The following is a 25,376-nucleotide window of genomic DNA, read 5'->3' on the forward strand; positions in this document are numbered from 1 at the left end:
CGTCAGGCCGGGATGGCGTGGCGCCGGCTGCGCAGGACCAGCCACAGGCCGACCGCGACCATCGGCAGCGACAGCAGCTGTCCCATCGTGGCGCCGGCGAACAGGAAGCCCAACTGCGGATCGGGCTCGCGGAAGAACTCGACGATGATGCGCGACAGGCCGTAGCCGATCAGGAACAGCCCGCCGACCGTGCCCGGCCGGTGGCGCAGCGCCGGGCTGCGGATGGCGATCGCCAGCAGCACGAACAGCACCAGCCCCTCCAGCGCCGCTTCGTAAAGCTGGCTGGGGTGGCGCGGCACCTGGAGCGGATCGCGCGGGAACACCATGGCATAGGCGAAGTCGGGAGCCGGCCGGCCATAGAGCTCGCCATTGATGAAGTTGGCGATGCGGCCGAAGAACAGCCCGATGGGTGTGCAGGCGGCGATGATGTCGCCGAAGACGAAGGGCGAGATGCCGCGGCGCCAGCAGAACAGCCCGATGGCCATCAGCACGCCGACCATGCCGCCATGGAAGGACATGCCGCCGTGCCACACCTGCAGCGCGTCCAGTGGGTTTTCCAGATAATAGGGCAGGTTGTAGAACAGCACATAGCCCAGCCGCCCGCCCAGGATGGTGCCGATCACCGCCCAGGTCAGGAAGTCGTCGAACTCCTCCGGCTTCGGCCGCCGGTCGGGGTCGAGCCGCGCCAGCCCCAGGCAATAACGCCAGCCCAGCACGAAGCCTGCCAGATAGGCCAGCGCGTACCAGCGGACGACGACGGGGCCGACGGCGAAGGCGACCGGATCGATGGTGGGAAAGGCGACGACAGGCAGGGCGGCGAACATGGGGGCTCCGGTCAGCGATACGGGTCGGGCTGCGACAGGAAATCCTGCACATAGCGCCGGACACCCTCTTCCAGCTCGGTGAAGGGCTGGTCGAACCCGGCGGCGCGCAGGCGATCCGTCGTCGCCTGCGTGAAATATTGGTATTTGCCGCGCAGATGCTCGGGCATGTCGAAGTACTCAATCCGGGGGGGCAGCCCCAGGGCGGCGAAGGTCGCCAGCGCCAGATCCTTGAAGCTGCGCGCCTTGCCGGTGCCGACGTTGAACAGGCCGCTGACCTCGGGATGGTCGTACAGCCACAGCATCACCGCGACGCAATCGTCGACATGGATGAAGTCGCGAAGCTGGCCGCCATCCTCGAAGCCATCCTTGTGCGACTTGAACAGGCGCGCCGGATCGCCGGCCGTCAGCTGCGGATGCAGCTTGGCGACCACGCTCATCATGTCGCCCTTGTGGGTCTCGTTGGGGCCGTAGACGTTGAAGAACTTCAGCCCGGCCCATTGTGGCGGCACGAGGTCGCCGGTGGCGACGGCGCGGGCGATGCGGCGGTCGACCAGATGCTTGGACCAGCCATAAGCGTTCAGCGGCCGCAGCCGCGCCAGCCCATCGCAGGATCCGTCATCGTCGAAACCGGCGGAGCCGTCGCCATAGGTGGCGGCGGAGGAGGCGTAGATCAGCCGGCAACCGCGCCAGGAACACCAGCGCCACAGGTCCAGCGTCAGCGCGACATTGTTGGCGACGATCTTGTCCACATCCCGCTCGGTGGTGGCGGACACGGCGCCGAGATGGAAGACGGTGTCGATCTCGGCCGCATGCTGGTCGAGGAAGGCGAGCGTCTGCTCGGGCGGCACCAGGGTCGCGACCTCGCGCTTGGCGAGGTTCTGCCACTTTTCGCCGTCGCGGAAGCGGTCGACGACCGCCACGTCGGTGATGCCGCGCGCGGCCAATGCCGCGACAAGGTTGGACCCGATGAAGCCGGCCCCGCCGGTGACCACGATCATAGCGCTGTCCGCTGTTGCTCGACGCGTTTCGTGGGGACTTATAGGCGGGGAGGCGCGTGGGGGCAAGGTGGTGCCCCCTCCCTCCCGCTCTTGCGAGCGGGTCCCTCCCTCCCCCGCTATGCGGGAGAGGGTAGGTTAGCGGTTGCGGCGGCAGTCCCCTCTCCCACCGAAGGTGGGGGAGGGTTAGGGAGGGGGCCGCAGCGCCGAACCTAAGTACCGAACCTTAGTGCCCCGCCCGATTGGCCGCGCTCACCAGCGCCCGCAGGCTTGCGGTCACGATGTCCGCATCGATGCCCACGCCGAACAGGGTCTTGTCGCCGGTCTTCACCTCGACATAGGCGCAGGCCTGGGCGTCCTCGCCGGAGCCGATGGCGTGCTCGCGGTAATCGACGACGTGCAGGTCGGTGCCGCAGCCCTGGCGCAGAGCGTCCAGGAAGGCGTCGATCGGGCCGTTGCCCTTGCCCTTGGTGGTGACGATCTCACCGTTGCGGCGCATCACCACGCTCATGGCGCGGGCGCCGGAGTTCGGGCCGCGCGGCTCGGTCGAGTGCTCGACCAGTTCCAGCGGGGTGTCGGCATCCAGATACTCGGCCTTGAAGGCGGCGTGGATGTCGGCGGGCGACAGCTCCTTGCCGGACTCGTCGGCGACGCGCTGCACGACCTTGGAGAACTCGATCTGCAGGCGGCGCGGGATCTGCAAGCCGTAGTCCTTCTCCAGCACATAGGCGATGCCGCCCTTGCCGGATTGGCTGTTGATGCGGATCACCGCCTCGTAGCTGCGGCCCAAATCCTGCGGGTCGATAGGCAGGTACGGGACCTCCCACTTGCCGGTGTTGGACTTGGTCAGCGCCTTCAGCCCCTTGTTGATGGCGTCCTGATGCGAGCCCGAGAAGGCGGTGAACACCAGTTCGCCGGCATAGGGGTGGCGCGGGTGCACCGGCAGCTGCGTGCAATATTCGGAAACGCGGACGATCTCGTTGATGTCGTCGATGTTCAGCTGCGGATCGACGCCCTGGGTGAACATGTTCAGCGCCAGCGTGACGACGTCGACGTTGCCGGTGCGCTCGCCGTTGCCGAACAGGGTGCCCTCGACGCGGTCGGCCCCGGCCAGCAGGCCCATCTCCGCCGCGGCGACGCCGGTGCCGCGGTCGTTGTGCGGGTGCAGCGAGATGATCGCCGAGTCGCGGTTCTTCAGGGTTCGGCAGAACCACTCGATCTGGTCGGCATGCACGTTGGGCATCGACATCTCGACCGTGGCCGGCAGGTTCAGGATGACCTTGTTGGTGGGCGACGCCCCCCAGGTCTCCATCACCGCCTCGCAGATCTCGACCGCGAAGTCCAGTTCGGTGCCGGTGAAGCTTTCCGGCGAATATTGCAGGACGATCTCGGTCTCCGGCGTCTCGGCGGCCAGCTGTTTGACCAGCTTGGTGCCGGCGACGGCGATGTCGATGATGCCCTGGCGGTCCAGCCCGAACACCACGCGGCGCTGCAGCTCCGAGGTGGAGTTGTACAGGTGGACGATGGCGCGCTTGGCGCCCTTGATGCCGTCGAAGGTGCGGCGGATCAGCTCTTCACGCGACTGGGTCAGCACCTGGATGGTGACGCCGTCGGGGATCTTGCCCTGCTCGATCACCTCGCGGCAGAAGTCGAAATCGGTCTGCGACGCGGCGGGGAAGCCGACTTCGATCTCCTTGAAGCCCATGCGCAGCAGCAGGTCGAACATCGCGCGCTTGCGGTCCGGCCCCATCGGTTCGATCAGCGCCTGGTTGCCGTCGCGCAGGTCGACCGAGCACCACATCGGCGCCTTGTCCAGGGTGCGCGACGGCCATTGGCGGTCGGCCAGCTTCACCTGGGGGAAGGGGGCGTATTTGGACGGGGACTTCGGCAGGGTCGGGATGCCAGCATTCGTTTGGGTCGCGGTGCTCATGACGTCGTTCGGCTCCAGTGGCGGCCCCGAGGCTCTCTTTGCGGCCGGGGGCGGCGGATCGGATTTTGAAAGGCGGAGGGACCGGCGAGGGGTACGGCCGCAGAGCCGCCGGACGTGGCTCAGCGACCGTCGGTAAGTCGCAGTCCCGGCCCCGGCCGGGCGACGCCGATACCGGCGCCTTTGCAAACATCGCTCATGGAACAGACACTTCGACCGATGGAAATGGTGTGCGAACGCGACAAACCCGGACGCTTAAAGCGCCGGGCCGAGAAGTCGAAGAAGAGCGTTCTTGCGGTCGATGCAGGTCATAGGCCGCACTCTGCGCAGGTGCGGCAACGCTGTCAAGCCCGGATTGGCGGAAAACGGACTGCGGGATACGCAAACCATAGCGCCGCTCAGCCCCAGATCAGGTGATACAGGGTCGGCAGCAGCAACGCCGTCGCCAGCCCGTTCAGCCCCATGCCCAGCCCGGCAAAGGCGCCTGCTACCTCGTTGACCTGCAGGGCGCGCGCCGTGCCGATGCCATGCGCCGCCACGCCCATGCCGAATCCGCGGGCACGCCAGTCCTTCACCCGCACGAGGTTCAGCACCCAAGTGCCGAGGCTGGCCGCCACGATGCCGGTGATGATGACGAACACCGCGGTCAGTGACGGCAGGCCGCCGATCTGCTCCGACACGCCCATGGCGATGGGTGAGGTGACGGATTTGGGCGCCATCGACAGGATCGTCACCGCCGATCCGCCGAAGGCCCAGACCAGAGCCACCGCGCTCAGCGCCGAGGCCGCCGATCCCACCAGCAGCGCCACCACCAGCGCCAGGGCCGAGCGGCGGACCTCCTGGAATTGGTTGTAGAGCGGGATGGCCAGCGCCACGGTGGCCGGACCCAACAGGAAATGGACGAACTGCGCGCCGTCGAAATAGGTGCGGTAATCGATGCCCGACAGGCTCAGCACGCCGGCGATCAGGACGACCGCGATCAGCACCGGGTTCAGCACCGGGCGCCTGCCCAGCTTCTCGAACAGCCACAGCCCGCATTGGTAGGCGACCAGGGTCAGGGTCAGCCCGGCCAGCGGGTTCGCCGACAGATAGACCCAGATCTGGTGAAGGTCGTCGCTCATCCCCGGTCCCCTTCCGCCGGATTCCTGGCCGCCGGTTCTTCCTCCAGCCGCGGATCGGTGCGACTCAGCAGGAAGGCCATCAGCTTCGCCGTCACGGCGATGCCGAACAGCGTGCTGCCGAACAGCGCGACGATGATCGGCAGCGCTTCCGTCTCCAGGCGGGTGACATGGACCATCACGCCGACGCCGGCCGGCACGAACAGCAAGGACAGGTGCCGCAGCAGCCCGCCGGCCGTTTCCTGCACCGCTGCGGGAACTCCACCGCGCAGCAGAAGTCCGGCGAACAGCAGCAGCATGCCCAGCACCGGTCCGGGGACCGGAAGGTGCAGCAGGCGCGCGGCCAGTTCGCCCGCCAGTTGGCAAAGCAGCAAAAGCGTCAGGGTTCCGAGCATCGCGGACTCCGGTGGAAAGGGCGCTGTCCGTCCTTCTACCGCAGTGGCGAAGCCTCCGGGCTGCATTCCGCGAATGCGAGCGTCGCGAATCGGCGATGTGGTCGCGTGGGTTCGGAGGGTGCTTACTGCAGCTTGCTGCGGGCGTGGTGGCCACGGCGGACGATGGATTGCGCTTCCACCGTCACTTCCTTTTTACCGAAGAGGCGCAGGAAGATGGCGTTGACGGTGGCGTGGGCGCTGACCGTGAGGGTGCCGGCCGCCGCGTCCTCCGCGATGGTCAGGGGCGACAGGTTCGATCCCAGGAACCCCCTGGGGAAGGCCTTGTCGAAGAAGCTGCGGATGTGTCCGTCACGCTGTGAGTCGAACATCACCCGCCCGCCGGCCAGGGCAGCGGCGTCGACCGCCTGCGCCAGCCGCGCCTCCACCGCATAGCTGCGCAGGGCGTCGACGGTGCAGCCGGCACCGAGCACGGTCGGAATGGCAAGGATCAGAGCCACCACCAACAGCAGGTGACGACCTGTCCGCCGGTCTTCGTGCCCGCCATAGGGCAGGGGACGATAGACCAAAGTCATTGCCGGCCTCCCAAGGAATTGCCTATGCGGAAAGGAGTGTTGTCGCTGGATGACCTACTCTTAGCATCATCCGGCAAGCAGGCAAACCAGGAAATGCAACAGAGCGATAGCAAAAGATCGGTTGGAAGTTGCTATGTATTTTACGCAAAGGCGGTAATCCGAGTTTGCGTAGGCGGCAACAAAGGGTAACTCGACCGGTGTGAAGTGGAAAGCGTCACCTCGACTTTGAAAAACGCCGGCGAATCGCGATTCGCTGGTGTCAAAAGCAGGACAAGCCGTCTGGTTCCCGCGCTGTTAAACATTCGTTGGGCTTTTCCACCGGTAGGCTGCCGGCGCCTGTCAATTCCACAATTTCCTCCTGCGCCGGAGCCAGCCTGCGATGCCGCCGATCCGTTCGTTCTTCCGCATTCAAGCAAATCGATCCTTCCTCGACCATGCGTTGGCCGTGGCGGTGGTGGCGTTGCTGATGATTGGCCTATCTGGCGAGATCAGGGAGGCGCTGGCTGGCCTGATGGAGCAGGTGGACGGCGCGCGGTCTGCGCTGCTGGCGCGCTGAACACGCGCGTCGCTTCTCCGTTTCCCTTCAGACCGCTAGAGTGTGATCGGTTCAAGCGGAACCGCCTGAAGCGTGAATCGCACGGAGAATCAAAAGCCTAAAGTCTGTCAGATGCTTCAATAAGCATCTGACAGACTTTAGTGTCGGAGCACAACGAGGGGGAGGCGGCCCGATGAAGGGCGGCGTTTGGCGCGTGGCGATGCTGGGGCTGGCGGTGGCGGCGGCCACGCTGGTCTTTCTGGGCGTGGAGATCACGCAGCTGGCGGCGGAGGACCGGACCGCCTTCACGCGTGGCCTGACGATCTGCGGGATCGGCCTGCTGGCGGTTTGGTTCGTCTTCTCCCGCCTGTCCCGCCATTTCGGCGATCTGGAACGTCTGGCGGATCGCCTGTCCGGCGGGCGCAGCCGCATCGATCTGGAACCCTGGGCAGGCGGAAGCGGCGGCGAGGTCGGGCGTCTGGCCGCGGCGGCCTCTGGGCTGACCCGGGGCGGTGAGCAGATCGCGGCCGATGGCCCCCTCGCAGATGGCCCATTGGGGCGCGGGCCGCTGGGCGGCGGACGCATGGACCGGGCGGTTCGCGCGGCGCTGGTCCTCACCGACGACCCGTTGCTGATCATCGACGAACTGGGGCGGGTGGAGCGGCTCAATCCCGCCGCCGCCCGGCTGTTGGAGGTCGAGGAGGGCGCCGACATCGGCAAGGCCCTGCTGCGCGACGATCTGGCCCGCGCCATCGAACGGGCGCGGGGCGGCGGGGCGCCCGTTTCCGCGGTGCTGCGCCGGACGGAGGAGGGGGAACTGTCCGCAAGGCTCGTCGATCTCGGCCTGAATTCCGGAGTGATTCTGTCCTTTCCCGCCCGCGGCATGGCCAACGGCGCCGGGTTGACGGCCAAGCGAGCGCTCACCCTTCGACCGGCCCAGCCCGCCGCCCCTCTGGGTGACGACGAGCCGCTGGCCGCATTGCCGTTCGTCGCGCTGTGGGTGGCGACGGCGGGGGTGGGGCCGGACAGCGGTCCGGTCATCGCGGTGGGCACGGTGCGGCTGGCGGGATCGCGCATCTTCCCGACGGTGTCGCTCGCCCTTCTGATCGACCCCATCGATCCGGTGCCGGAGGCGGCGGCCGCCCGTCACGGGATCGGCACCGCCATGGTGGCGGGCGAGCGTCCCTTCGCCGCGGTCTGGCCGGCGATCCAGGATGCGCTGCACAACTGCATCGCCGTCGGCATCGGCATCGACCAGGCGCTCGCCGCCCTGGCGCGGTCGGCCGCGCTGGCCGGCGTCGCCGATCCCGCCCTGCCGCACGGCCTGGACCTCGGCGTGCTGGCGGCGGCGCTGGACCCGGCGCTGGCCGGTGCGTCCCCCGACCGGCTCGCCGCCGCCTTCGGCTTGCACCAGCATGCGCGCAACGGCCCCGAGGGGGAGGCGCTGGCCGTGGCCGAACTGGCCGCCGCGCTGTTCAGCCGTCTGACCGAGCGCGGCGTCCTGACCCAGGGGCAGGCGCGGGCGCTGGTGGCGGGGCGTGTGGCGGCAGGCGCGTCCGGCCAAGCCTCTTAAACCGCATCCTCCGCCAGCCGGAAGCCGCTCACCGACAGTCGGGTTTCCGGCCGCAGGTAATGCCGCGTCCAGGGGCCGGCATGGTCGAAGGGGGTCAGGCAACTGCCGCCGCGCAGGACCATGCGGTTGCCGGCGAGTCGGCCATTGACCGCCTCGTCCGGTCCGTCGGGTCGGCGGTAGCCCGGATATGTGGCGAAGGCGTCGGCTGTCCATTCCCACACGTCGCCGCACATCTGCCAGGGGCCGGTGCCGTGACAGGTGCCGCAGCGCGGATGGCGATGGCCGGTGCCCAGCAGATTGCCCATGCTGTCGCAGCCGGCGGCGACCGTCTCCCATTCGGCTTCACGCGGAAGGCGCTTGCCGGCCCAGCGGGCATAGGCGTCGGCCTCGTACCAGCTGACATGGCAGACCGGCTCGTCCGGGTCGAGCGGCTGCATGCCGTAGAGGGTGAAGACCCGCCAGCCGGAAATGCTTTTCTGGTCGCCGCTCTGCTCGCCGCTGCCGCGCTCCCAATAGAGCGGGGCGCTCCAGCCCTCCGCCCGCGCGGTCTCCCACCCATCGGACAGCCAGAGCGAGCGGTCGCTGTAGCCTCCCGCCTCGATGAAGGCGAGGAACTCGCCGCAGGTGACCGGGCGGGCGGCCAGACGGTAAGGATCCAGCCAGACGCGGTGGCGCGGCCCCTCATGGTCGAATCCGGGCAGCGGGGCGGGCCGGCCGATCTCGACCAGTCCACCGGCCTGCTCCACCCAGCCGTCGGGCGGTGCCCCAAGATGCGGATGGTCCGGCGCCGGTTCATAGGCTGGGCGCAGCGGGTTGGACCACAGGGCGTGCTTGATGTGCAGGAGCATGCGCTCCTGGTGGCGGCGTTCGTGGGCGACGGCCATCACCAGCGCCGGTTCGACCGCGTCCCACAGTCCGTCTTCGACCCGCTCGATCAGATGCAGCACCGCGGCGTTGATCTGGTCGCGATGGCGCATGATCTCTGCGGCACTGGGACGGGACAGCACACGGGGCGGAGCGGCGAATCGCTCACCGCGCGCCGCGAACAGGTCGAGGAAGACGGGGTCGAAGGGGCGGTAGCCTGGGCTGAAGGGAATCAGCACCGCCACCTCGAACAGCCAGCTGGTGTGGGCGAGGTGCCATTTCGCCGGGGCGCCGTCGGGGACGGTCTGAACCATCAGGTCTTCCGGCGACAGGGTGGCGACCAGTTCAGCGGTGCGCGCGCGCGCCTTCTGGAAGCGGGTCGCGAGAGCCTGCCGCCGGTCGCCGTCCGGCATGGTCGCGCCGGAGTCGGCAAGCGGGCCAGCGGACGGGATGAGATGCGTGTCGGGCATGGTCGGTCCCTCCGGGGTCGGTTACCGTCCGATGAGTGTCCGCCCGAAGTGCCCCATTTGGAATGCACGCATCCGTGGTGTGGCGGTCACCGCAAATAGCGGCAGCGACCGGATGCCGCACCGGCCCTGGTGCGGAAAATGCCAAGCTCTGCCCGAAAAACGAAAAGGCCGCCCGAAAAGGCGGCCTTGTTCATTCGAAGCACAGCTCAGTGTCGGACAAGACTTACTTGATCTTGGCTTCCTTGAACTCGACGTGCTTGCGCGCCACCGGGTCGTACTTGCGGAACGACAGCTTCTCGGTGGTCTTCTTCGGGTTCTTCTTCTTCACGTAGAAGAAACCGGTGTCAGCCGTGCTCACCAGCTTGATGAGGACGGTGTTCTGCTTGGCCATGATCTCGATCCCGACAAAAAATCCGTGCCCCGCCGGCCCGGCGGGGGCGGCGTCGTAGCGGCGGAAAATACCGTCTGACGCCGCAATGTCAAGCCTTATGGGCGGTGAAATCGGTGTCCGACTTCGATTGCCACAGGTCCTGTCGCCTCATTGGCGGGACTCAGCGCTCCGCCACCGTGTTGACCACGGCGCTGGCGACCGCGCGCTGGTACAGCGCCGGCTCGGCCAGCAGCCGCATGGCGACCTTTAGGTCCAGGTCGGGCTCATGCTCCTTCCAGGGGCAAGCTTCGCGCAGGGCGCTCAGCGCATGCTCGTCGTCGGCCGCCTTGGACCGCCAGCTTGCGATCTGCGCCGCGCGCAGCCGCCCTTCGCGCAGGTCGGACAGCAGGGAATCCGGATCGGTCTGGCCGGCCCGGCTGGTGCAGACGGTGGGCTGCACGCCCTGGCGGTGCAGGGTGTAGCCGGCCGGCGTATAGATGCGGCTCCAGGTCAGGAACAGCTCGCCGTCGTTGGGCAGCCGGGTGACGGTCTGGACACTGCCCTTGCCGTAGCTGGACGCACCCACCACCACAGCGCGGCCGGAGTCCTGCAGCGCCGACGCCACCACTTCCGCCGAGGAGGCGGAGCGGCCGTCGACCAGAACCACCAACGGCAGCCCGTCCAGCAGGTCGTCGGGGTTGGCGTCGAAGCGCTGGCGGCTTTCCGGGTTGCGCCCTTCGGTGGAGATGATCCGGCCACGGCGCATGAACAGGTCCGCCACCGCGACCGCCTGGTCCAGCAGCCCGCCCGGATTGCCGCGCAGGTCCAGCACCATCCCGTTCAGGGTCGGACCGGCGGTCTGGCGAAGGGCGTTGACCGCCGTCCGCAGGCTGGAGGCGGTGGTGGCGTTGAAGCGGTCGAGCTTGACGATGCCGACGTCGCCGGACAGCGAATAGGTGATGGTGTTGGGCACCACCCGCTCCCGGCGCAACGGCAGGCGGCGCGGGGCGCCGTTGTCGCGGGCGACGGTCAGCGTGACCAGGGTGCCCGTCGGGCCGCGCAGCCGGTCGCGCATCTCCGAAGCGGTCATCCGCGTCGTCAGGTCGCCGTCGATCGCCAGAAGCTGTTCGCCGTCGACGATGCCGGCGCGTTCGGCCGGGCTGTGCGGCATGATGTCATGCACGGTCACGCGGCCGTTGGGGTTGCTGTCCAGCGAGATGCCGACGCCGCCATAGCCTTCGCGCTGCGCCCGCTCATTGGTCGCGCGCTGGACACCGGTATAGCGGGAATAGCCGTCGAGATCGGCGGTGATGCCGTCGAACACCACCTGGTACAGCCGTTCCGGCGTCGCCTTGGACAGGACGGGGGAGTGGCTGCGCGCGCGGTCGATGACGCGGGTGGTCAGCGCCGCCCAGCCGCCGGCGTCGGCGTCCGGCGCCGCCCCGTACTCCGCGGCGAGCGCGCCCGACACGTACAGGCGTACGGTGCTGCCGGCGCGCTCCACCGTCACGGCGGGATCGAGGGCACTCAGGCCCTTCAGACCGTCCAGGCCCAGGCGGTTGAAGGACACGGCGTCCAGATACACCTCGGCGATCTTGCCGAAGCCGACGGCGAAGACCTGCTCGCTGACGGACGGTGGTGCGCTGGCCGGAAGGGACTGGGTGGGTGCGGCAACCGCGGTGGAGGCGAGGAGCGCCGCGGTCGAAAGCTGAAGGGCGGAATGGCGGATGGAGCGGCGCAGGCGGCGCGTCAAGCTCGACATCGCGGGGATCCGAAACGGCGACACGCGTGACGGCACGGAGTGATCGCACGCGCTGTGATCGCAATTGGCCATGGGGCGAACCGCGGCCTCCCTTTCCTGCAGCCGGACCGGACGAGGATGGTGCCGGTCCCGGATGGGGGATAGATACACCTTCGTTCAGGACGGCGTGCGGGACAAAATTGCGGAGCGATTCGCAATGTTGCAGATTGTCCCGGCCTGTGTCGCCCAGGTCACGCTTGTATGGTGCCGCAGGGGCGAACCCTTGGCTTTGCCACGAGTCCGCCATCGGTTCGTCACACTGCACAAGCGTGGCCGTTAAGCAACGGTATCGGCCGGAGACCTGGAGTCAGTCGGAGTCGGACAGCCGGAAAAGCATGCTGCCGCTGACCGGATCGGCCTCGATCAGGACCACTTTGACCGGGCTGCTGAGGCGGTATGTACGGCCCGTACGCTGCCCGACCAGGGCGTGCGCCGCCTCGTCATGGTCGTACCTGTCGTCGGGCAGGGTGCTGGCCGGGATCAGCCCGTCGGCGCCGCTCTCGTCCAGCCGCACGAACAGCCCGAAGCGGCTGACGCCGGCGATGCGGCCGCTGAAGCGCTCCCCGATCCGGTCGGCCAGGAAGGCCGCGGTATAGCGGTCGATTGCGTCGCGTTCGGCGGCGGCGGCACGGCGTTCGGTTCCGGACAGATGCTCCCCGATCTCCGCCAGTCGGCCCAGCGTCTCGTCGTCCAGCCCGCCGACGCCCAACCCCAGGGTGCGGATCAGCGCCCGGTGGACGATCAGGTCGGCATAGCGGCGGATCGGCGAGGTGAAATGGGCGTAGCGGTGCAGCGCCAGCCCGAAATGGCCGATGTTGTCGGGGCTGTAGGCGGCCTGCGCCTGGGCGCGCAGGATCACCTCGCTGACCAGCGGCGCGTGCGAGGTGCCCTCCACCTTGCGCAGGATGCGGGTGAAATGGCTGGGCGTGAGATCGGCGCTCTTGCCCAGCGGATGACCGATGTCGGCGAGGAAGCCGCGCAACGCCTCCATCTTGTCCATCGAGGGACGGTCGTGGATGCGGTAGAGGCCGGGCATGGTGCGCCGTTCCAGCACCTCCGCCGCGGCGACGTTGGCGGCGATCATGAACTCCTCGATCAGCCGGTGGCTGTCGTGGCGTTCGCGCACCGCGATCTCGGCGACCCGGCTGCGCTCGTCGATCCGCACGCGGCGTTCCGGCAGATCCAGTTCCAGCGTGCCGCGCTTGGCACGGGCCGCGGCCAGCCGGGCGTATGCGCCGAACAGCGGGGCGATCACGCTGTCTGCCAGCGGCGCCGTCACCTCGTCAGGCCGGCCATCGTGGCAGTCCTGCACCTGTTCATAAGTCAGCCGCGCCGCCGAGCGCATGAGTCCGCGGACCAATCGGTGCCGAATCAGCACACCGTTGCGGTCGATCCACAGGTGGAAGGCGAGACAGGCGCGGTCCTCCCCCGGCCGCAGCGAGCACAGCCCGTTCGAAAGCGCCTCCGGCAGCATCGGCACGACACGGTCGGGGAAGTACACGGAGTTGCCGCGCTCGTAAGCCGCCCGGTCGAGCGCCGATCCGGGGCGCACATAGTAGGACACGTCGGCGATGGCGACGATCAGGTGCCAGCCTTCCGGATTCTCCGGGTCGCAGTCCGGCTCCGCCCACACCGCATCATCGAAGTCGCGGGCGTCGGAACCGTCGATGGTCGCCAGCGGGATACCGCGCAGATCCTCCCGCTGCATCAGCGCCGGCACCGCCGCCAGTTCGGCCTCGCGCAGGGCCGCGTGCGGGAAGGCGGTTGGGATGCCGTGGGCGTGGATGGCGATCAGGCTGAAGGCGCGCGGCTCGTCGGTGGAGCCCAGCCGTTCCACCACGCGGGCCTGCGGCTGGCTGGCGCGTCCGGCCGGCAGGACGTCGGCGAAGACGAGGTCTCCCGCTTCGGCGTCGCCGCGGTTGGGCGGCAGCACCAGGAACTCGGTCTTGTGGCGGCGGTCGGTCGGCAGGATGCGCCCGCCGTCGGCGCTCGGCCGGTAGACGCCGAGGATGCGGCCCTCGCGCTCGCCATCTATACGGCGGATGACACGGGCCTCGTACAGGCGGTCGTTGATGCGGGCGAGCTTCGCCAGCAGCGTATCGCCGACCGCCAGCGGCTTTCCCTCGCCCCGCGATTTCTTTTCCGGCAGCAGGAAGATGCGCGGCGGGTTGCCCTCGCCGGTCCAGGTCAGCGGGCGGGCCGACAATTCCCCATCGGGGTCGACGCCGGTGATCAGCAGCACGGCAACGGCCGGCAGCGACTGCGGCGGGGCCATGCGCTTGTTGCGGCCGCGCTCCACCGCGCCATCGGCCTCCAGTTCGCGCAGCAGGTCCTTCAGCATCTCGCGGTCGGCCGATCCGGACAGCTTGAAGGCGCGGGCGATTTCGCGCTTGCCGACGGGGGTGGTGCTGGACCGGATGAAGGCTAGAATGGCGTCCTTGCCGGGGAAATGGCTGTCGGTCACGGGGCGGGGGGTCCGTCGGTTCTTGTCGCTGGGATGGCTATATAGGGATCGATCCGTAGCAGGTTTACTCTTGGCCGGGGCTCGTCGCCCATGGCCTGCCTGCCATCGCGCGGATGGCGTCGCTGCGTTCCAGCGCCTCGCGGAAGCCGGTGAGCGGGAAACGCACCTCCGTCTTCTCGCCGGCCGGCGACTGGCCGACGATGGAGACCTCCGGCGCCGCTGCGATCCGCTCCACCATGCGGCGGTTGATGTCGGGATCGGTCACCGCACAGGTGTTGGTCTCGAACCGGTAGGGCTTGCAGGGGGAATCGGGCTTGAACACCGCCCGGTCGGACCAGACCCGCACCAGCTTGTCGAGGTCCAGCGATTCGGCGGACACCCGGAAGCGCAGCCCCTCGCGCCATTTCTCGGTCGAGCGCAGCCAGACCAGCCGGGCGGTGCGGTCGTTGGTTCCGCGGGCGGTCAGTTCGCATTCGACCTGTCGCGTGCCGGTCCAGAGTTGGCAGTAGAGCTTCCAGGACTTGAAGGTCTCGTCGAACTCCTGGAAGGGCCTGTTGTCCGCCATGGCCGCCGGCATGGCGGCGATCAGCATCGCCAGGGCGAGGATCAGGCGCTGTCCGTGGCGGAGGGCGGGCATGGGGTGGTCCTGTAGGGCTGTTTGAAACGGGCGGGGTTAGACCCCCACCCTAACCCTCCCCCGCTGGGCGGGGGAGGGGACAAGCGCTTGTGTGGGAGAGCGGCGGCAGTCCCTCCCCCGCCCAGCTCTCGCACAAAGCTACGCTTTGTGCTGACGCGGCAGGCGGACCGGAGGTCCGCTGAGAGCGGGGGAGGTCAGGTGGGGGTCTAGCGCCGCAAGAAACCCAAATCCTCACTCCCGCCGCTCGGCCCGCCGCCGCAGCAGATGGTCGGCCAGCACGCAGGCCATCATCGCCTCGCCCACCGGCACGGCGCGGATGCCGACGCAGGGGTCGTGGCGGCCCTTGGTCAGGATGTCGGTGTCGTTGCCGGCGGTATCCACCGTCTGGCGCGGCGTCAGGATCGAACTGGTCGGCTTCACCGCGAAACGCACGACGATGTCCTGCCCGGTGGAGATGCCGCCCAGGATGCCGCCGGCATTGTTGGACAGGAACTGCGGCTGGCCGTCCGGGCCCATGCGCATCTCGTCGGCGTTCAGCTCGCCGGTCAGTTCGGCGGCGGCAAAGCCGTTGCCGATCTCGACACCCTTCACCGCGTTGATCGTCATCATCGCGCAGGCGAGGTCGCTGTCCAGCTTGTCGTAGAGCGGGTCGCCCAGGCCGACCGGCACGCCGGACGCCACCAGTTCCACCACCGCGCCGACCGACGAGCCGCTCTTGCGGATGCCGTCGAGATACTCGGCCCACTGGGTGGCGGCGACCGGGTCGGGGCAGAAGAAGGGGTTGTTGTCGATCTCCGCCCAGTCCCAGCGGCTGCGGTCGATCCTGTGCGGACCGATCTGCACCAGCGCGCCGCGCACCTGGATGGCGGCGCCCAACACCTTGCGCGCCACCGCGCCGGCGGCGACCCGGCAGGCGGTTTCCCGCGCCGAGGAACGGCCGCCGCCGCGGTAATCGCGGATGCCGTATTTCTGCCAGTAGGTGTAGTCGGCATGGCCGGGGCGGAATTTGCCGGCGATATCGCTGTAGTCCTTGGAACGCTGGTCGGTGTTCTCGATCAGCAGCGAGATCGGGGTGCCGGTCGTCTTGCCCTCGAACACGCCGGACAGGATCTTCACCTGATCGGGTTCCTGGCGCTGGGTGGTGTAGCGCGACTGGCCGGGCCGGCGCTTGTCCATCCAGGGCTGGATGTCGGTTTCCGCAACGAGGTCGATCAGCGACGGGCAGCCGTCCACGACGACGCCGATGGCCGGACCGTGGCTCTCGCCCCAGGTGGTGAAGCGGAAAAGCGTGCCGAAGCTGTTGCCGGCCATGGTGACATCCTCCCGAGACGAACCCGCAACTGCAAAGCGGGCGCGCGTTTCTTGCGGCCTTTCGGCGGCAAGGTCAAGGAAGCGATGAACCGATTTTTAAGGGGAGTTTTTAAAAGAGGAGGATGGTGCTGCCAGAGAGGATTGAACTCTCGACCTCTCCCTTACCAAGGGAGTGCTCTACCACTGAGCTACGGCAGCGCCGGATACGAACGCCTGAAGACAGGATCGGAGAAATGGTGCTGCCAGAGAGGATTGAACTCTCGACCTCTCCCTTACCAAGGGAGTGCTCTACCACTGAGCTACGGCAGCCCCGATAACCGATCATCGCCGAGGCGATGCGTCCGGGTGAGGCGTTCAGGCTTGACCGCCCCCCGAAGTGGCGCGGGTTATGCCACAGGCCTTTTGGGGATGCAAGCGCTTAAAGTCACCTCGTCACTCACTTTTTTTCGCGCCCGGAACGAGCCCCGAAATCATGCCTGCGTGGCGGCGGGCGGAAGCACCGCTTCGGCGCGGAAATCGGGCACGACGGTGCCGAGGATCGACAGCACCCGCTCGCCGTCGCCGGTCCGTGCCGCCGCTTCCAGTTCGCCCACCGCGCGGTTGATCAGCGCATAGTCGATCAGACGGGGGGAGGCGAGGAAGACGCCGTCGGCCTCGGTGCGGCTCGGCGCCTCCGCGGCGGTCAGGATCTCCTCGAACAGCTTCTCGCCGGGACGCAGGCCGGTGAAGGCGATCTCGATGTCCACGCCCGGCCGGTAGCCGGCCAGCCGGATCATCTGGCGGGCGAGGTCGGCGATCTTCACCGGCTCGCCCATGTCCAGCACCAGGATCTTGCCGCGGTCCTCCGCGCGGGTGGCGCCGTGGGCCGACGCCTGCAGCACCAGTTCCACCGCCTCGCGCACCGTCATGAAATAGCGGCGCATATCGGGATGGGTGACGGTCAGCGGCCCGCCCTGCGCCAGCTGCCGGGTGAACAGCGGCACGACGGAGCCGGAGGAACCCAGCACATTGCCGAAACGCACGGTCATGTAGCGGGTGGCGTGCTCCGTCCCATCACGCGGCGGCAGCACGTCCAGCGCCTGGCAATAGGTCTCGGCGAAGCGCTTGGCCGCGCCCATCACGCTGGTCGGGCGGATCGCCTTGTCGGTGGAGATCAGCACCATGGCGAGGCAGCCGGCGGCGCGCGCCGCGTCGGCCACGTTGCGGGTGCCGACCACGTTGGTCAGCGCGCCCTCGCACGGGTTGGCCTCCACCAGCGGCACATGCTTGAGCGCGGCGGCGTGGAAGACCAGGGCCGGACGCTCGTCCTGGAACAGGCGCATGATGCGGTCGCGGTCGCGCACGTCGGCGATGACCGCGCGGGTGTCGAGGCTGGGGAACTTCTCCCGCACCTCCATCTCGATGCTGTAGAGGTTGAACTCCCCGGCATCGAGCAGGATCAGCCGTTCCGGCCCCAGCGCCGCGATCTGGCGGACCAGTTCGCTGCCGATGGTGCCGCCGGCGCCGGTGACGATCACCCGCCGCCCGCCGATCAGCCCGGAGATGGCGCCGCGGTCCAGCACCGCCTGCGGCCGGCCCAGCAGGTCCTCCAGCGCGATGGGACGCACCTCCACGCCCTTGCCTTCGCCCAACGCCGACTTGAACTCGGTCAGGCTGGGCAGCCGGGACATGACCAGCCCCAGCGCCTCCGCCCGGTCGAGCAGGCTGCGCAGGGTCGATCCCTTCAACTCGGCATTGCCCTTGGTGACGATCAGCCGCTGTGGCCGTTCGCCCTTGCGCTCCAGCGCCTGGACCACCTGTTCGAGATCGTCGGGGCCGCCCAGCACCGGCACGCCGCGTACGGCATGGCCGATGCGACGGCCCTTGTCGTCGAGGATGCCGACCACGCGATAGGCCGACTGTCCCGGCTGGTCGAGCGAGCGGATGAACAGCTCCGCCGCGTCGCCGACGCCCAGCAGCAGGACGGGGATGCGCGGCACGCCCTCCACCGCCTCGGCCCAGCTGAACCGGCGGTCCTTGAGGAAGCGGTAGCCGAAGCGCGGTCCACCCAGCAGCAGCATCTGCACCAGCCACAGGATCGGCGGCAGCGAGCGGGGCAGCAGTTCGGCGCGCGTCAGCAGGAACATCGCCAGCACGAAGCACAGCACCGCCACCGTGACGGCGCGCACCACCTGCATCAGGTCGGGGATGGAGGCGTAGCGCCAGATGCCGCGGTACAGCCCGAACAGCACGAACACCGCGGCCGACAGCCCGACCAGCACCGGCAGCGCGATGGACAGCGCATCGGAATAGAGACCGAAGGCGGAACCGCCCACCCGCAGATAGAGGGCCACGACCAGGGCCACCCCGGTCATCACCAGATCGTGCAGGAACACCAGGGATGCCCGTGCGGACGGGATGCGCATGCCGCTAAACCTTGTTCATTCGTTCGGCAGCCGGAACCGGCCGTGGCGGTTCCGGTGTCGTAATCAGCCGCGGGAAGCTTTGAACCATTCCGCCGTGGCGCGCAACCCGGTCGCAAGGTCATGCGGCGGGCACCAGCCGAGCCTGTCGCGGATGGGGCTGTCGTCCACCGTCAGCGTTCCGGCCAGCCGGTCGAACACCGCCCGCGTTCCGGTCAGCGCCGCGCCCAGCGCCATCAGCCCCTGCGGCACCGGGATCAGCCGGGCCGGCCGGTCGAGCGCTGCGGCGATGGCGCGGACCAAATCGGCGGTCGACAGCGGCTCGCCGTCCTGGACCAGGAAGGTCTGTCCGGCGGCGTCCGGATGCTCCAGCACCGTCACCACCGCATCGGCGAGGTTGCCGACATAGATCAGGCTGCGCCGGTTGCGGATGCCGCCCAGGGGCAAGGGCAGGCCGGTCGCCACCAGCTTCACCAGTGCCCGCATGTTGCCGGCGGCGCCGGGGCCATAGACCAGCGGCGGGCGGATGACGGCGACCTCCATGCCGGTGCGGGCCGCGATCTCCGCCAGCGCGCGCTCGGCCTCCAGCTTCGAAACGCCATAGGGGCTGTGGGGGTCGGGCGTCGTTGCCGAGTCCAGCGGGGTGGGGCGGCTTTCGTCCACCATCGCCTTGATGCTGCTGAGGAAGACGAAGCGCTTCACCCCGGCGGCGGCGGCCTGCTCCGCCAATCGGATGGTGCCGGCGGTGTTGACGCGGCGGAACTCCGCCAGCGGGTCGGCGGCGGTGTCGTGCATCACATGGACGCGGGCGGCCATGTGGATCACGGCGTCCACGCCGGCGAGTGCGGCCGTCCAGTCGGTGTCGGGGCCGATGTCGCCGACGACGGCCGGCTCCCACGGTCCTTCGGAGGCGGTGCGCAGCGCCGCGCGCACCCGGTGTCCGTGGGCGGCCAGCAGCGGGACGGTGTGGCGGCCGACGAAGCCGGTGGCGCCGGTCAGGAGAACGCGCATGTGCAGGGTCGTCCGGGCTTGGTTCGTATGGTGGACTGAGCGACGATTTATTATCCAGTTTGGCTAGGGTGCGCCACGGCACAAAGTCCCACGCACCTTTTCCGGCTTTCGGTTGATGAAGGGAATGGTTATAAGCTGGACAGGGACGCGTGAATAAGGACGCTACCAAGACATGTCACATCTCGTGGACGATGCGAATGATCGGCACAGCCGAATCATCATCGTCAGCTTTAATTGCGCCGACTTCGTCAATCGCGTCATTGGTTGTCTGCTCGACCAGACCGATCCCGCTTTCGAGGTGGTGATCGTCGACAATGCCTCGAAGGACGTCGACGGCATCGCTCTGCCTGCCGATCCGCGGTTCCGCATGGTCCGGCTGGACACGAATGTGGGCTTCGCCAAGGCCAACAACATCGGCGCGGCCGGTGCCACCGTTCCCTGGATCGTCACGCTGAACCCCGACGCTTTTCCGCGCCGCGATTGGATGGAGCGGCTGCAGGCCGCCGCCGAAGCGCAGCCCGACGTGGCGATGTTCGGTTCGACCCAGCTCTTCTCCCACGATCCCCGCATGATCGACGGCGAGGGCGACCAGTATTCCATCTTCGGCTTCGCCTGGCGGGTCAATTACCGCCGCATGCTGAAGCCGCCTTATTACAGCGGCGCGGTGTTCTCGCCGTGCGCCGCCGCGGCCATGTACCGGCGCGACTATTTCGAGGCCGTCGGCGGCTTCGACGAGGATTTCTTCTGCTATTGCGAGGATGTCGATCTCGGCTTCCGCATCAGGCTCAGCGGCGGACCGGCGGTCCAGGTCGGCGACGCGGTGGTGGAGCATGTCAGCAGCGGTGTGTCCAAACAGTACGGCACCTTCGCCCAGTATCATGGCGTCCGCAATCTGGTGTGGACCATGGTGAAGAACATGCCGCTGCCGCTGCTGCCGCTTGCCTTCGCCGGCCATGCGCTGCTGGTGGTCTATCTGGTGGTGCGCAGCCTGGGCAGCGACCGCACCGGCGCCATCGGCCGTGGAATCCGCGATGCGCTGTGCGGGCTGCCGCGCATGATCGCCAAACGCCGCGCCATCCAGCGCGACCGCAAGGCCACGCTGGGGCAGGTCGCCCGCATGATCGCCTGGAACCCGCTGCTGCTGAAGACCCGCGGCCGGCCGGGGCTGCGGAAATCGCACAGCTCAGACCAGCCGCCATCCGTGGGTGTTGAAAAAGCGTAGGGCGGAGCGGGCGAACATCCGGATGTGCGCGCCGCCCTTGCGTGCGGCCTTGCCGCCGAAATGCACCATGCGCACGTCCGGCACATAGGCGATCTCGCCCAAAGCCATCGCCCGGCGTGACAGGTCGAAATCCTCGAAATACAGGAAATAGCCGTCGTCGAATCCGCCCAGCCGGGTCAGCGCATCGCGCCGGAACAGCATGAAGGCGCCGCTGACCTGCTCCAGCCCGGTGACGACGGCGTCGCGGGTGACGTCGCGCATTTCGTAGCGGTCGAGCCGTTTGGCGAACATCCGCTTGACCGAGGCGGGGGCGAAGGCGCGCAGGCCCAGATCCAGCACGGTCGGCCGGCGCTTGCACAGGAACTCCTGCTCCCCCGACGGGCCGAACACCTTGGGCGTCAGCAGCACGGTGCGCGGGTGCGCCTCCATATAGCGCCAGCCGGCCAGCAGAGCGTCGGGTTCCAGCAGGATGTCGTAGTTCAGGATCAGGTGATAGGGCGCGTCGCCCTGCTGGATCGCGAGGTTATGGCCGGCGCCATAGCCGACGTTGCCGTGTCCGGCGATCAGCGTCACCGGCGGCCGGCCGGCTTCCGCATAGCGGTCCAGCAGCGCCCGGAACGGGTTGGAGCCTGGGTCGCTGCCCTCCGGTGCGCCATTGTCGATAATCCACAGCCGGGTCTGCACCCCGGACCCCTCGGCCAGCCGGTCGGCGGCGGCACCGATGGTGTCGAGCGAGCGGGCCAGCAGGTCCGGATCGGGATGGTAGAGGACGACCGACAGGTCGAGGAAAGCGGAGGTCATCGCGATCAGGCCTTCGACATGCGCGTCAGCGTCGCCAGCAGCAGCGCGACGGTCACGGCACCGGGCAAGAGCGTCCAGGCCCCGAAGCTCCCGGCGGCCAGCGCCGCGACGACGAGGACGAGGCTGTAGCCGATGATGGTCAACACCACGCGGTCATGCCGGCCGACGCCCTTGGCGGCCTTCTGATAGAAATGTTCGCGGTGGGCCTGCCAGATCTTCTCGCCGCGCAGCAGCCGGCGCAGCAGCGTGATGGTGGCGTCGGTCAGGTAATAGGCAGGCAGGATCAGCGCCGCCGCCCAATCGCCGCGCGCCGCCAGCGAGGCCAGCAGGAAGGCCAGGATATGGCCGAGCGGAATGCTGCCGACATCGCCCATGAACATGCGGGCCGGCCGCCAGTTGTGGGTCAGGAACCCCGCCGCCGCCCCGGCCAGCGCCGCCCCGGCGACTCCGGTCAGCCCGAACTCTCCCATCACCAGCGACACCAGCGCGACGCCGCCGCCGATCAGGATGGTCTCGCTGCCGGCCAGCCCGTCGATTCCGTCCATGAAATTGTAGAGGTTGACGAACCACAGCCACAGGAAGGCGGTCGCCGCCCGGTCAAGCCCCCAGGGCAGCCAGCCCTGCCACACCAACTGGTCGGACGGCAGCGCCAGCAACCCGAAGGCCACCGCCAGCGCCTGCACCGCCAGCCGCAGCAGCGGCGACAATTCCCGTCGGTCGTCCATCCACGACACACCCATCAGCGCCAGCGTCCCCAGCAGCACCGCCCCCGTTTCCAGCGGCCGGCCGAAGGCGATCCCGGCGATGGCGAAGACCGGCACCACCGTCAGCATCACCGCCCAGCCGCCGCCGCGCGGAGTCGGGGCCTGATGGCTCGACCGCTCGTTCGGGATGTCCATGATGCTGCTGGCGAGGAGATAGCGCAGCACCCGCGTCGACAGGTACCAGCCGACGGCCAGACACAGCAGGAAGACGCCGATCAGCGCGGACGAATAGGCGGTGGAGGTCATGGTGGCTCGGGTGGTGGAGGGCAGGTGGAGACGGGGGAAAGGCTCAGAGTTTGTGATAGCCCTTGTACCACTCCACGAAGCGGGGCAGGCCGATCTCGATCGGGGTCTTCGGCTCGAAACCCAGCACTTGGCGGCTCAACTCGATGTCGGCAGCGGTTTCCTGCACGTCGCCGGCCTGCATCGGTTCCATCACCTTCACCGCCTCGCGGCCGAAAGCCTGCTCCAGCACGCCGATGAAGCGCATCAACTCCTCGCACCGGTTGTTGCCGAGGTTGAAGACGCGGTGCCGGGCGCCGGTCTCCGCATCGACGGGGGCGGGGCGGTCTAGGGCGGCCAGCACGCCGGCGACGATGTCGTCGATATAGGTGAAGTCGCGCTTCATCTTGCCGCCGTTGAAGACGCGGATCGGCCGGCCGGCGGTGATGGCGTCCGCGAACAGCCAGGTCGCCATGTCCGGACGGCTCCACGGGCCGTAGACCGTGAAGAAGCGCAGACCGGTCATCGGCATCTGGTAGAGGTGGCTGTAGGTGAAGGCCAGCATCTCCGCCGCCTTCTTGGTCGCGGCATAGACCGACACCGGGCTGTCGACGCGGTCCTCTACCGAGAAAGGCATCTTGCGGTTGGCGCCATAGACGGACGAGGTCGAGGCATAGACGAAATGCCGCAAGTCCGGCATGCGCCGTGCAGCCTCCAGCAAGGTCACCTGGCCGGTGACGTTGGCGTCGACATAGGCATAGGGATTCTCGATGGAGTAGCGCACGCCCGGCTGCGCTGCCAGATGGACCACGCCGGTCACGTCTTTGAGTTGCGGCCACAGCCCCTCCACCGCCGCGCGGTCGGAGATGTCGGCTTTGATGAAGCGGAAGCCGGGCCGCCCGCTCAGCCGGGCCAGCCGCGCCTCCTTCAAGGCAACCGCATAATAGTCATTCAGGTTATCGAGGCCGAGCACGCTCTCCCCGCGGTCCAGCAGAGCGGCGGCGACATGCGATCCGATGAAGCCGGCGGCACCGGTGACGAGGATGGTCATGGTCTCAAGGCCCTTATGACGATGGTCCACCGGTCTTATGCCCCAGCGGCGGCCAAGGCGCCAGCCTCCATCCAGGCCCTTCCGTGGCCGGTTCGCACGCTTGACAGCCGCTCCGCGCTGCCGGTCTACTGCGCGACCGCGACACATCAGGACCGATGGGACCATCGATGCCCCCGAAGAAGAATCCGCTGAACCTGAACCCGCTGCAACTGCGCACCCTGACCCTGCTGCAGGAACTCGCCCGTCTGGAGAACAAGCCGGCCGAGGACGAGGAGGGTGGCTTCCAGATCACCGCCCTGCCGCATGCGCACGGCAACCACTTCCATCTCGGCCATTCCGTCGTCGCCGCCAAGGACGCCACCGGCCTGCAGAACGACGCCGTCTGGACCATTCTGGAGCGCAAGGGCATCGTGAAGCGCACCCCCGGCGCGGCGATCCTGACCGCGACCGGCGTCGAGTATGACACCGGCCTGCGCGACCAGATCCTCCACCAGTCCAACCACTGAGGCCGGCCACCGAGGCCGGCTGCGGAGCCGCTCCGATGGACGACACCGCCGAGTCGATGAAGGAACCGCCGGCTCCGGTGACGCCGAAGCCGGCGGCATCGGGCCGCGACGAACGCCTCGCCGCCCGCCTGCGCGAGAATCTGCGCAAGCGCAAGGAACAGGCGCGGCAGCGGGGGGAGTGAGTGGGGCGTTAAACCCCCACCCTAACCCTTCGCCGCTCTCAGCGGACCTACCGTCCGCCTGCCGCGTCAGCACAAAGCGAAGCTTTGTGCGAGAGCTGGGCGGGGGAGGGGACAAGTGCTTGTTTGGGAGAGAGGCGGCAGTCCCTCCCCCGCCCAGCGGGGGAGGTTAGGTGGGGGTCTAACCTCCCCATAATCCGCAGCCCCTAAGCCAAATCCTTCCTGAACCAGATCTGCCTGTGCCCCGGCGGATAGCCTTCCATCTCCGCCCAGACCTCGTATCCCTGCTTCGGGTAGAAGCCCGGCGCCTGGAAATCGTAGGTGTAGAGCCGCGACCAGCGGCAACCGCGCGCCTTCGCCTCCGTCTCCGCCGCAGCCATCAGCCGACCGCCGAGGCCGCTGCCGCGGGTCGATTCGTCCACCCACAGCAGGTCGACATACAGCCACTCCCACAGGGTGTAGCCGACCAGCCCGCCCTTCAGCGTGCCGTCCGGATCGCGGGCGACGGCCACCAGGTCGCGGCGGTCATAGGGACGGCCGAGCGACGCCTCGTTGTAGGCGCGCAGGCCGTCGAAGACTCCGGCCAGATCGGCCGGGGCAGGGGTGTCCGTCACGGACAGGGTGAAGCTCTGGATCATGATGGACAGCTTAGCCGCGGCGGCGGGCAAGACCAGCGCCGTGATAAAGAACCGTCCATGCACGCCGAGCGGGCTACCTTTCCTTGAGCCCCGCCGCGTGCTCGGCTACAAACCAGCCTTCACGATCCTCAATCCAATCGATACGCCAAGGAGTACCCCCGCGATGGGCATCATGCCGGACAGCTGGATCCGCGAGATGGCCGAGACCAAGGGCATGATCGAACCCTTCGTCGAGACCCAGAAGCGCGAAGGCGTGATCTCCTACGGCGTGTCGTCCTACGGCTACGACGCCCGGGTCGCCGACGAGTTCAAGATCTTCACCAATGTCGACAACGCCATCGTCGACCCGAAGCGCTTCGACGATTCGAGCTTCGTCGACCGCAAGACCGACGTCTGCATCATCCCGCCGAACAGCTTCGCGCTGGCCCGCACGGTCGAGTATTTCCGCATCCCGCGCGACGTTCTGGTCATCTGCCTGGGCAAGAGCACCTATGCCCGCTGCGGCCTGATCGTGAACGTCACCCCGCTGGAGCCGGAGTGGGAAGGCCACGTCACGCTGGAGATCTCCAACACCACCCCGCTGCCCGCCAAGGTCTATGCGAACGAGGGGCTGTGCCAGTTCCTGTTCCTGAAGGGCGACAGCGTGTGCGAGGTGTCCTACGCCGACAAGTCCGGCAAATACATGGGGCAGAAGGGCGTCACGCTGCCCCGGCTCTGAGCACTC

Annotated in this window: 24 protein-coding genes and 2 tRNA genes; 6 read left to right on the plus strand and 20 right to left on the minus strand. The window is 68.2% G+C overall.

Features of this window, described 5'->3' with window-relative positions; genetic code table 11:
• Nucleotides 1-2: 2 nt before the first annotated feature.
• The 6 genes from lgt to J2Y49_RS03745 form a co-directional block, all read right to left on the minus strand.
• Nucleotides 3-824, minus strand: a complete 822-nt coding sequence (lgt, locus tag J2Y49_RS03720; RefSeq protein WP_310112488.1) for a prolipoprotein diacylglyceryl transferase — start codon at nucleotides 822-824, stop codon at nucleotides 3-5.
• A gap of 11 nt (nucleotides 825-835) precedes the next feature.
• Nucleotides 836-1,822: an ADP-glyceromanno-heptose 6-epimerase gene (gene rfaD, locus J2Y49_RS03725; RefSeq protein ID WP_310112489.1), complete on the minus strand. Its 987-nt coding sequence runs from the start codon at nucleotides 1,820-1,822 to the stop codon at nucleotides 836-838.
• A gap of 223 nt (nucleotides 1,823-2,045) precedes the next feature.
• On the minus strand, nucleotides 2,046-3,749 hold the full coding sequence (gene leuA / locus J2Y49_RS03730; protein ID WP_409017776.1) for a 2-isopropylmalate synthase: 1,704 nt from the start codon (nucleotides 3,747-3,749) through the stop codon (nucleotides 2,046-2,048).
• A gap of 395 nt (nucleotides 3,750-4,144) precedes the next feature.
• Nucleotides 4,145-4,867 carry an LrgB family protein gene (locus J2Y49_RS03735; protein WP_014248487.1) on the minus strand — a complete coding sequence of 241 codons (723 nt, stop codon included), beginning with the start codon at nucleotides 4,865-4,867 and terminating at the stop codon, nucleotides 4,145-4,147.
• Entirely contained in the window at nucleotides 4,864-5,259 is a 396-nt protein-coding gene (locus J2Y49_RS03740; RefSeq protein ID WP_310112491.1) for a CidA/LrgA family protein, read from the minus strand. The genes J2Y49_RS03735 and J2Y49_RS03740 overlap by 4 nt, the downstream gene beginning before the upstream one ends.
• Before the next feature lie 122 nt (nucleotides 5,260-5,381).
• Nucleotides 5,382-5,831 carry a hypothetical protein gene (locus J2Y49_RS03745; RefSeq protein WP_310112492.1) on the minus strand — a complete coding sequence of 150 codons (450 nt, stop codon included), beginning with the start codon at nucleotides 5,829-5,831 and terminating at the stop codon, nucleotides 5,382-5,384.
• A gap of 379 nt (nucleotides 5,832-6,210) precedes the next feature.
• Between J2Y49_RS03745 and J2Y49_RS03750 the strand changes: the two genes are divergently transcribed.
• Together J2Y49_RS03750 and J2Y49_RS03755 are read left to right on the plus strand one after the other, a co-directional pair.
• Entirely contained in the window at nucleotides 6,211-6,387 is a 177-nt protein-coding gene (locus J2Y49_RS03750; RefSeq protein WP_310112495.1) for a hypothetical protein, read from the plus strand.
• Nucleotides 6,388-6,559: 172 nt separating this feature from the next.
• Complete coding sequence (locus J2Y49_RS03755) at nucleotides 6,560-7,939, plus strand: DNA polymerase III subunit epsilon (RefSeq protein ID WP_310112497.1); 1,380 nt, start codon at nucleotides 6,560-6,562, stop codon at nucleotides 7,937-7,939.
• Here J2Y49_RS03755 and egtB read toward each other — a convergent pair.
• From egtB to J2Y49_RS03805, 10 genes are all read right to left on the minus strand, one after another.
• Nucleotides 7,936-9,273, minus strand: a complete 1,338-nt coding sequence (gene egtB, locus J2Y49_RS03760; protein WP_310112499.1) for an ergothioneine biosynthesis protein EgtB — start codon at nucleotides 9,271-9,273, stop codon at nucleotides 7,936-7,938. The genes J2Y49_RS03755 and egtB overlap by 4 nt on opposite strands.
• A gap of 223 nt (nucleotides 9,274-9,496) precedes the next feature.
• Nucleotides 9,497-9,664 carry a 50S ribosomal protein L33 gene (gene rpmG / locus J2Y49_RS03765; protein ID WP_012974790.1) on the minus strand — a complete coding sequence of 56 codons (168 nt, stop codon included), beginning with the start codon at nucleotides 9,662-9,664 and terminating at the stop codon, nucleotides 9,497-9,499.
• Nucleotides 9,665-9,824: 160 nt separating this feature from the next.
• The gene (locus tag J2Y49_RS03770; protein WP_310112524.1) at nucleotides 9,825-11,405 is read right to left on the minus strand and encodes a S41 family peptidase; all 1,581 of its coding nucleotides are present in this window, start codon (nucleotides 11,403-11,405) and stop codon (nucleotides 9,825-9,827) included.
• 346 nt (nucleotides 11,406-11,751) lie between these two features.
• Nucleotides 11,752-13,908: a ribonuclease R gene (rnr, locus tag J2Y49_RS03775; protein WP_310112526.1), complete on the minus strand. Its 2,157-nt coding sequence runs from the start codon at nucleotides 13,906-13,908 to the stop codon at nucleotides 11,752-11,754.
• A 64-nt stretch (nucleotides 13,909-13,972) separates the two neighbouring features.
• Nucleotides 13,973-14,545 carry a hypothetical protein gene (locus J2Y49_RS03780; protein WP_310112528.1) on the minus strand — a complete coding sequence of 191 codons (573 nt, stop codon included), beginning with the start codon at nucleotides 14,543-14,545 and terminating at the stop codon, nucleotides 13,973-13,975.
• A 231-nt stretch (nucleotides 14,546-14,776) separates the two neighbouring features.
• The gene (gene aroC, locus J2Y49_RS03785; RefSeq protein ID WP_310112529.1) at nucleotides 14,777-15,856 is read right to left on the minus strand and encodes a chorismate synthase; all 1,080 of its coding nucleotides are present in this window, start codon (nucleotides 15,854-15,856) and stop codon (nucleotides 14,777-14,779) included.
• Nucleotides 15,857-15,979: 123 nt separating this feature from the next.
• Nucleotides 15,980-16,054 (minus strand) — tRNA-Thr (locus J2Y49_RS03790).
• A 36-nt stretch (nucleotides 16,055-16,090) separates the two neighbouring features.
• Nucleotides 16,091-16,165 (minus strand) — tRNA-Thr (locus J2Y49_RS03795).
• A 161-nt stretch (nucleotides 16,166-16,326) separates the two neighbouring features.
• Nucleotides 16,327-18,261, minus strand: coding sequence for a nucleoside-diphosphate sugar epimerase/dehydratase (locus J2Y49_RS03800; protein WP_310112530.1), 1,935 nt, complete (start codon nucleotides 18,259-18,261; stop codon nucleotides 16,327-16,329).
• 63 nt (nucleotides 18,262-18,324) lie between these two features.
• Nucleotides 18,325-19,269 (minus strand): SDR family oxidoreductase, encoded by a 945-nt coding sequence (locus tag J2Y49_RS03805; RefSeq protein WP_310112532.1) that lies wholly within the window; start codon nucleotides 19,267-19,269, stop codon nucleotides 18,325-18,327.
• A gap of 172 nt (nucleotides 19,270-19,441) precedes the next feature.
• Here J2Y49_RS03805 and J2Y49_RS03810 point away from each other — a divergent pair, with 172 nt between their 5' ends.
• Nucleotides 19,442-20,491, plus strand: coding sequence for a glycosyltransferase family 2 protein (locus J2Y49_RS03810; RefSeq protein ID WP_310112533.1), 1,050 nt, complete (start codon nucleotides 19,442-19,444; stop codon nucleotides 20,489-20,491).
• Here the strand turns inward: J2Y49_RS03810 and J2Y49_RS03815 are convergent.
• Genes J2Y49_RS03815 through J2Y49_RS03825 form a run of 3 tightly spaced genes read right to left on the minus strand, consistent with a single transcriptional unit; the run spans nucleotide 20,453 to nucleotide 23,329 of the window.
• Nucleotides 20,453-21,292 (minus strand): glycosyltransferase family 2 protein, encoded by an 840-nt coding sequence (locus tag J2Y49_RS03815; protein ID WP_310112534.1) that lies wholly within the window; start codon nucleotides 21,290-21,292, stop codon nucleotides 20,453-20,455. The genes J2Y49_RS03810 and J2Y49_RS03815 overlap by 39 nt on opposite strands.
• Nucleotides 21,293-21,297: 5 nt before the next feature.
• Nucleotides 21,298-22,302, minus strand: coding sequence for a glycosyltransferase family 4 protein (locus J2Y49_RS03820; protein ID WP_310112536.1), 1,005 nt, complete (start codon nucleotides 22,300-22,302; stop codon nucleotides 21,298-21,300).
• Nucleotides 22,303-22,345: 43 nt separating this feature from the next.
• Nucleotides 22,346-23,329, minus strand: coding sequence for an SDR family NAD(P)-dependent oxidoreductase (locus J2Y49_RS03825; protein ID WP_310112537.1), 984 nt, complete (start codon nucleotides 23,327-23,329; stop codon nucleotides 22,346-22,348).
• A 167-nt stretch (nucleotides 23,330-23,496) separates the two neighbouring features.
• Between J2Y49_RS03825 and J2Y49_RS03830 the strand changes: the two genes are divergently transcribed.
• Complete coding sequence (locus J2Y49_RS03830) at nucleotides 23,497-23,835, plus strand: hypothetical protein (protein WP_194912685.1); 339 nt, start codon at nucleotides 23,497-23,499, stop codon at nucleotides 23,833-23,835.
• 35 nt (nucleotides 23,836-23,870) lie between these two features.
• The gene (locus J2Y49_RS03835) at nucleotides 23,871-24,017 is read left to right on the plus strand and encodes a hypothetical protein (RefSeq protein ID WP_310112538.1); all 147 of its coding nucleotides are present in this window, start codon (nucleotides 23,871-23,873) and stop codon (nucleotides 24,015-24,017) included.
• Nucleotides 24,018-24,220: 203 nt separating this feature from the next.
• Here the strand turns inward: J2Y49_RS03835 and J2Y49_RS03840 are convergent, their stop codons facing one another.
• Nucleotides 24,221-24,682, minus strand: a complete 462-nt coding sequence (locus J2Y49_RS03840) for a GNAT family N-acetyltransferase (RefSeq protein WP_310112539.1) — start codon at nucleotides 24,680-24,682, stop codon at nucleotides 24,221-24,223.
• Nucleotides 24,683-24,815: 133 nt separating this feature from the next.
• Here J2Y49_RS03840 and dcd point away from each other — a divergent pair, with 133 nt between their 5' ends.
• On the plus strand, nucleotides 24,816-25,370 hold the full coding sequence (dcd, locus tag J2Y49_RS03845) for a dCTP deaminase (protein WP_014248468.1): 555 nt from the start codon (nucleotides 24,816-24,818) through the stop codon (nucleotides 25,368-25,370).
• Nucleotides 25,371-25,376 lie beyond the last annotated feature (6 nt).

The organism is Azospirillum sp. BE72 (assembly GCF_031455875.1).
In the GTDB taxonomy this organism is placed as follows: Bacteria; Pseudomonadota; Alphaproteobacteria; order Azospirillales; family Azospirillaceae; genus Azospirillum.

What these genes read in the sequence shown, in the direction of transcription:
- J2Y49_RS03835 (WP_310112538.1), top strand. Translation starts at nt 23,871, where the DNA reads ATGGACGACACCGCCGAGTCGATGAAGGAACCGCCGGCTCCGGTGACG.
- J2Y49_RS03755 (WP_310112497.1), top strand. Translation starts at nt 6,560, where the DNA reads ATGAAGGGCGGCGTTTGGCGCGTGGCGATGCTGGGGCTGGCGGTGGCG.
- egtB (WP_310112499.1), bottom strand. Translation starts at nt 9,273, where the DNA reads ATGCCCGACACGCATCTCATCCCGTCCGCTGGCCCGCTTGCCGACTCC.
- rfaD (WP_310112489.1), bottom strand. Translation starts at nt 1,822, where the DNA reads ATGATCGTGGTCACCGGCGGGGCCGGCTTCATCGGGTCCAACCTTGTC.
- lgt (WP_310112488.1), bottom strand. Translation starts at nt 824, where the DNA reads ATGTTCGCCGCCCTGCCTGTCGTCGCCTTTCCCACCATCGATCCGGTC.
- J2Y49_RS03825 (WP_310112537.1), bottom strand. Translation starts at nt 23,329, where the DNA reads ATGACCATCCTCGTCACCGGTGCCGCCGGCTTCATCGGATCGCATGTC.
- dcd (WP_014248468.1), top strand. Translation starts at nt 24,816, where the DNA reads ATGGGCATCATGCCGGACAGCTGGATCCGCGAGATGGCCGAGACCAAG.
- J2Y49_RS03820 (WP_310112536.1), bottom strand. Translation starts at nt 22,302, where the DNA reads ATGACCTCCACCGCCTATTCGTCCGCGCTGATCGGCGTCTTCCTGCTG.
- J2Y49_RS03815 (WP_310112534.1), bottom strand. Translation starts at nt 21,292, where the DNA reads ATGACCTCCGCTTTCCTCGACCTGTCGGTCGTCCTCTACCATCCCGAT.
- aroC (WP_310112529.1), bottom strand. Translation starts at nt 15,856, where the DNA reads ATGGCCGGCAACAGCTTCGGCACGCTTTTCCGCTTCACCACCTGGGGC.
- J2Y49_RS03780 (WP_310112528.1), bottom strand. Translation starts at nt 14,545, where the DNA reads ATGCCCGCCCTCCGCCACGGACAGCGCCTGATCCTCGCCCTGGCGATG.
- J2Y49_RS03745 (WP_310112492.1), bottom strand. Translation starts at nt 5,831, where the DNA reads ATGACTTTGGTCTATCGTCCCCTGCCCTATGGCGGGCACGAAGACCGG.
- J2Y49_RS03810 (WP_310112533.1), top strand. Translation starts at nt 19,442, where the DNA reads ATGTCACATCTCGTGGACGATGCGAATGATCGGCACAGCCGAATCATC.
- rpmG (WP_012974790.1), bottom strand. Translation starts at nt 9,664, where the DNA reads ATGGCCAAGCAGAACACCGTCCTCATCAAGCTGGTGAGCACGGCTGAC.
- J2Y49_RS03805 (WP_310112532.1), bottom strand. Translation starts at nt 19,269, where the DNA reads ATGCGCGTTCTCCTGACCGGCGCCACCGGCTTCGTCGGCCGCCACACC.
- J2Y49_RS03740 (WP_310112491.1), bottom strand. Translation starts at nt 5,259, where the DNA reads ATGCTCGGAACCCTGACGCTTTTGCTGCTTTGCCAACTGGCGGGCGAA.
- J2Y49_RS03750 (WP_310112495.1), top strand. Translation starts at nt 6,211, where the DNA reads ATGCCGCCGATCCGTTCGTTCTTCCGCATTCAAGCAAATCGATCCTTC.
- J2Y49_RS03830 (WP_194912685.1), top strand. Translation starts at nt 23,497, where the DNA reads ATGCCCCCGAAGAAGAATCCGCTGAACCTGAACCCGCTGCAACTGCGC.
- J2Y49_RS03735 (WP_014248487.1), bottom strand. Translation starts at nt 4,867, where the DNA reads ATGAGCGACGACCTTCACCAGATCTGGGTCTATCTGTCGGCGAACCCG.
- J2Y49_RS03800 (WP_310112530.1), bottom strand. Translation starts at nt 18,261, where the DNA reads ATGCGCATCCCGTCCGCACGGGCATCCCTGGTGTTCCTGCACGATCTG.
- J2Y49_RS03770 (WP_310112524.1), bottom strand. Translation starts at nt 11,405, where the DNA reads ATGTCGAGCTTGACGCGCCGCCTGCGCCGCTCCATCCGCCATTCCGCC.
- leuA (WP_409017776.1), bottom strand. Translation starts at nt 3,749, where the DNA reads ATGAGCACCGCGACCCAAACGAATGCTGGCATCCCGACCCTGCCGAAG.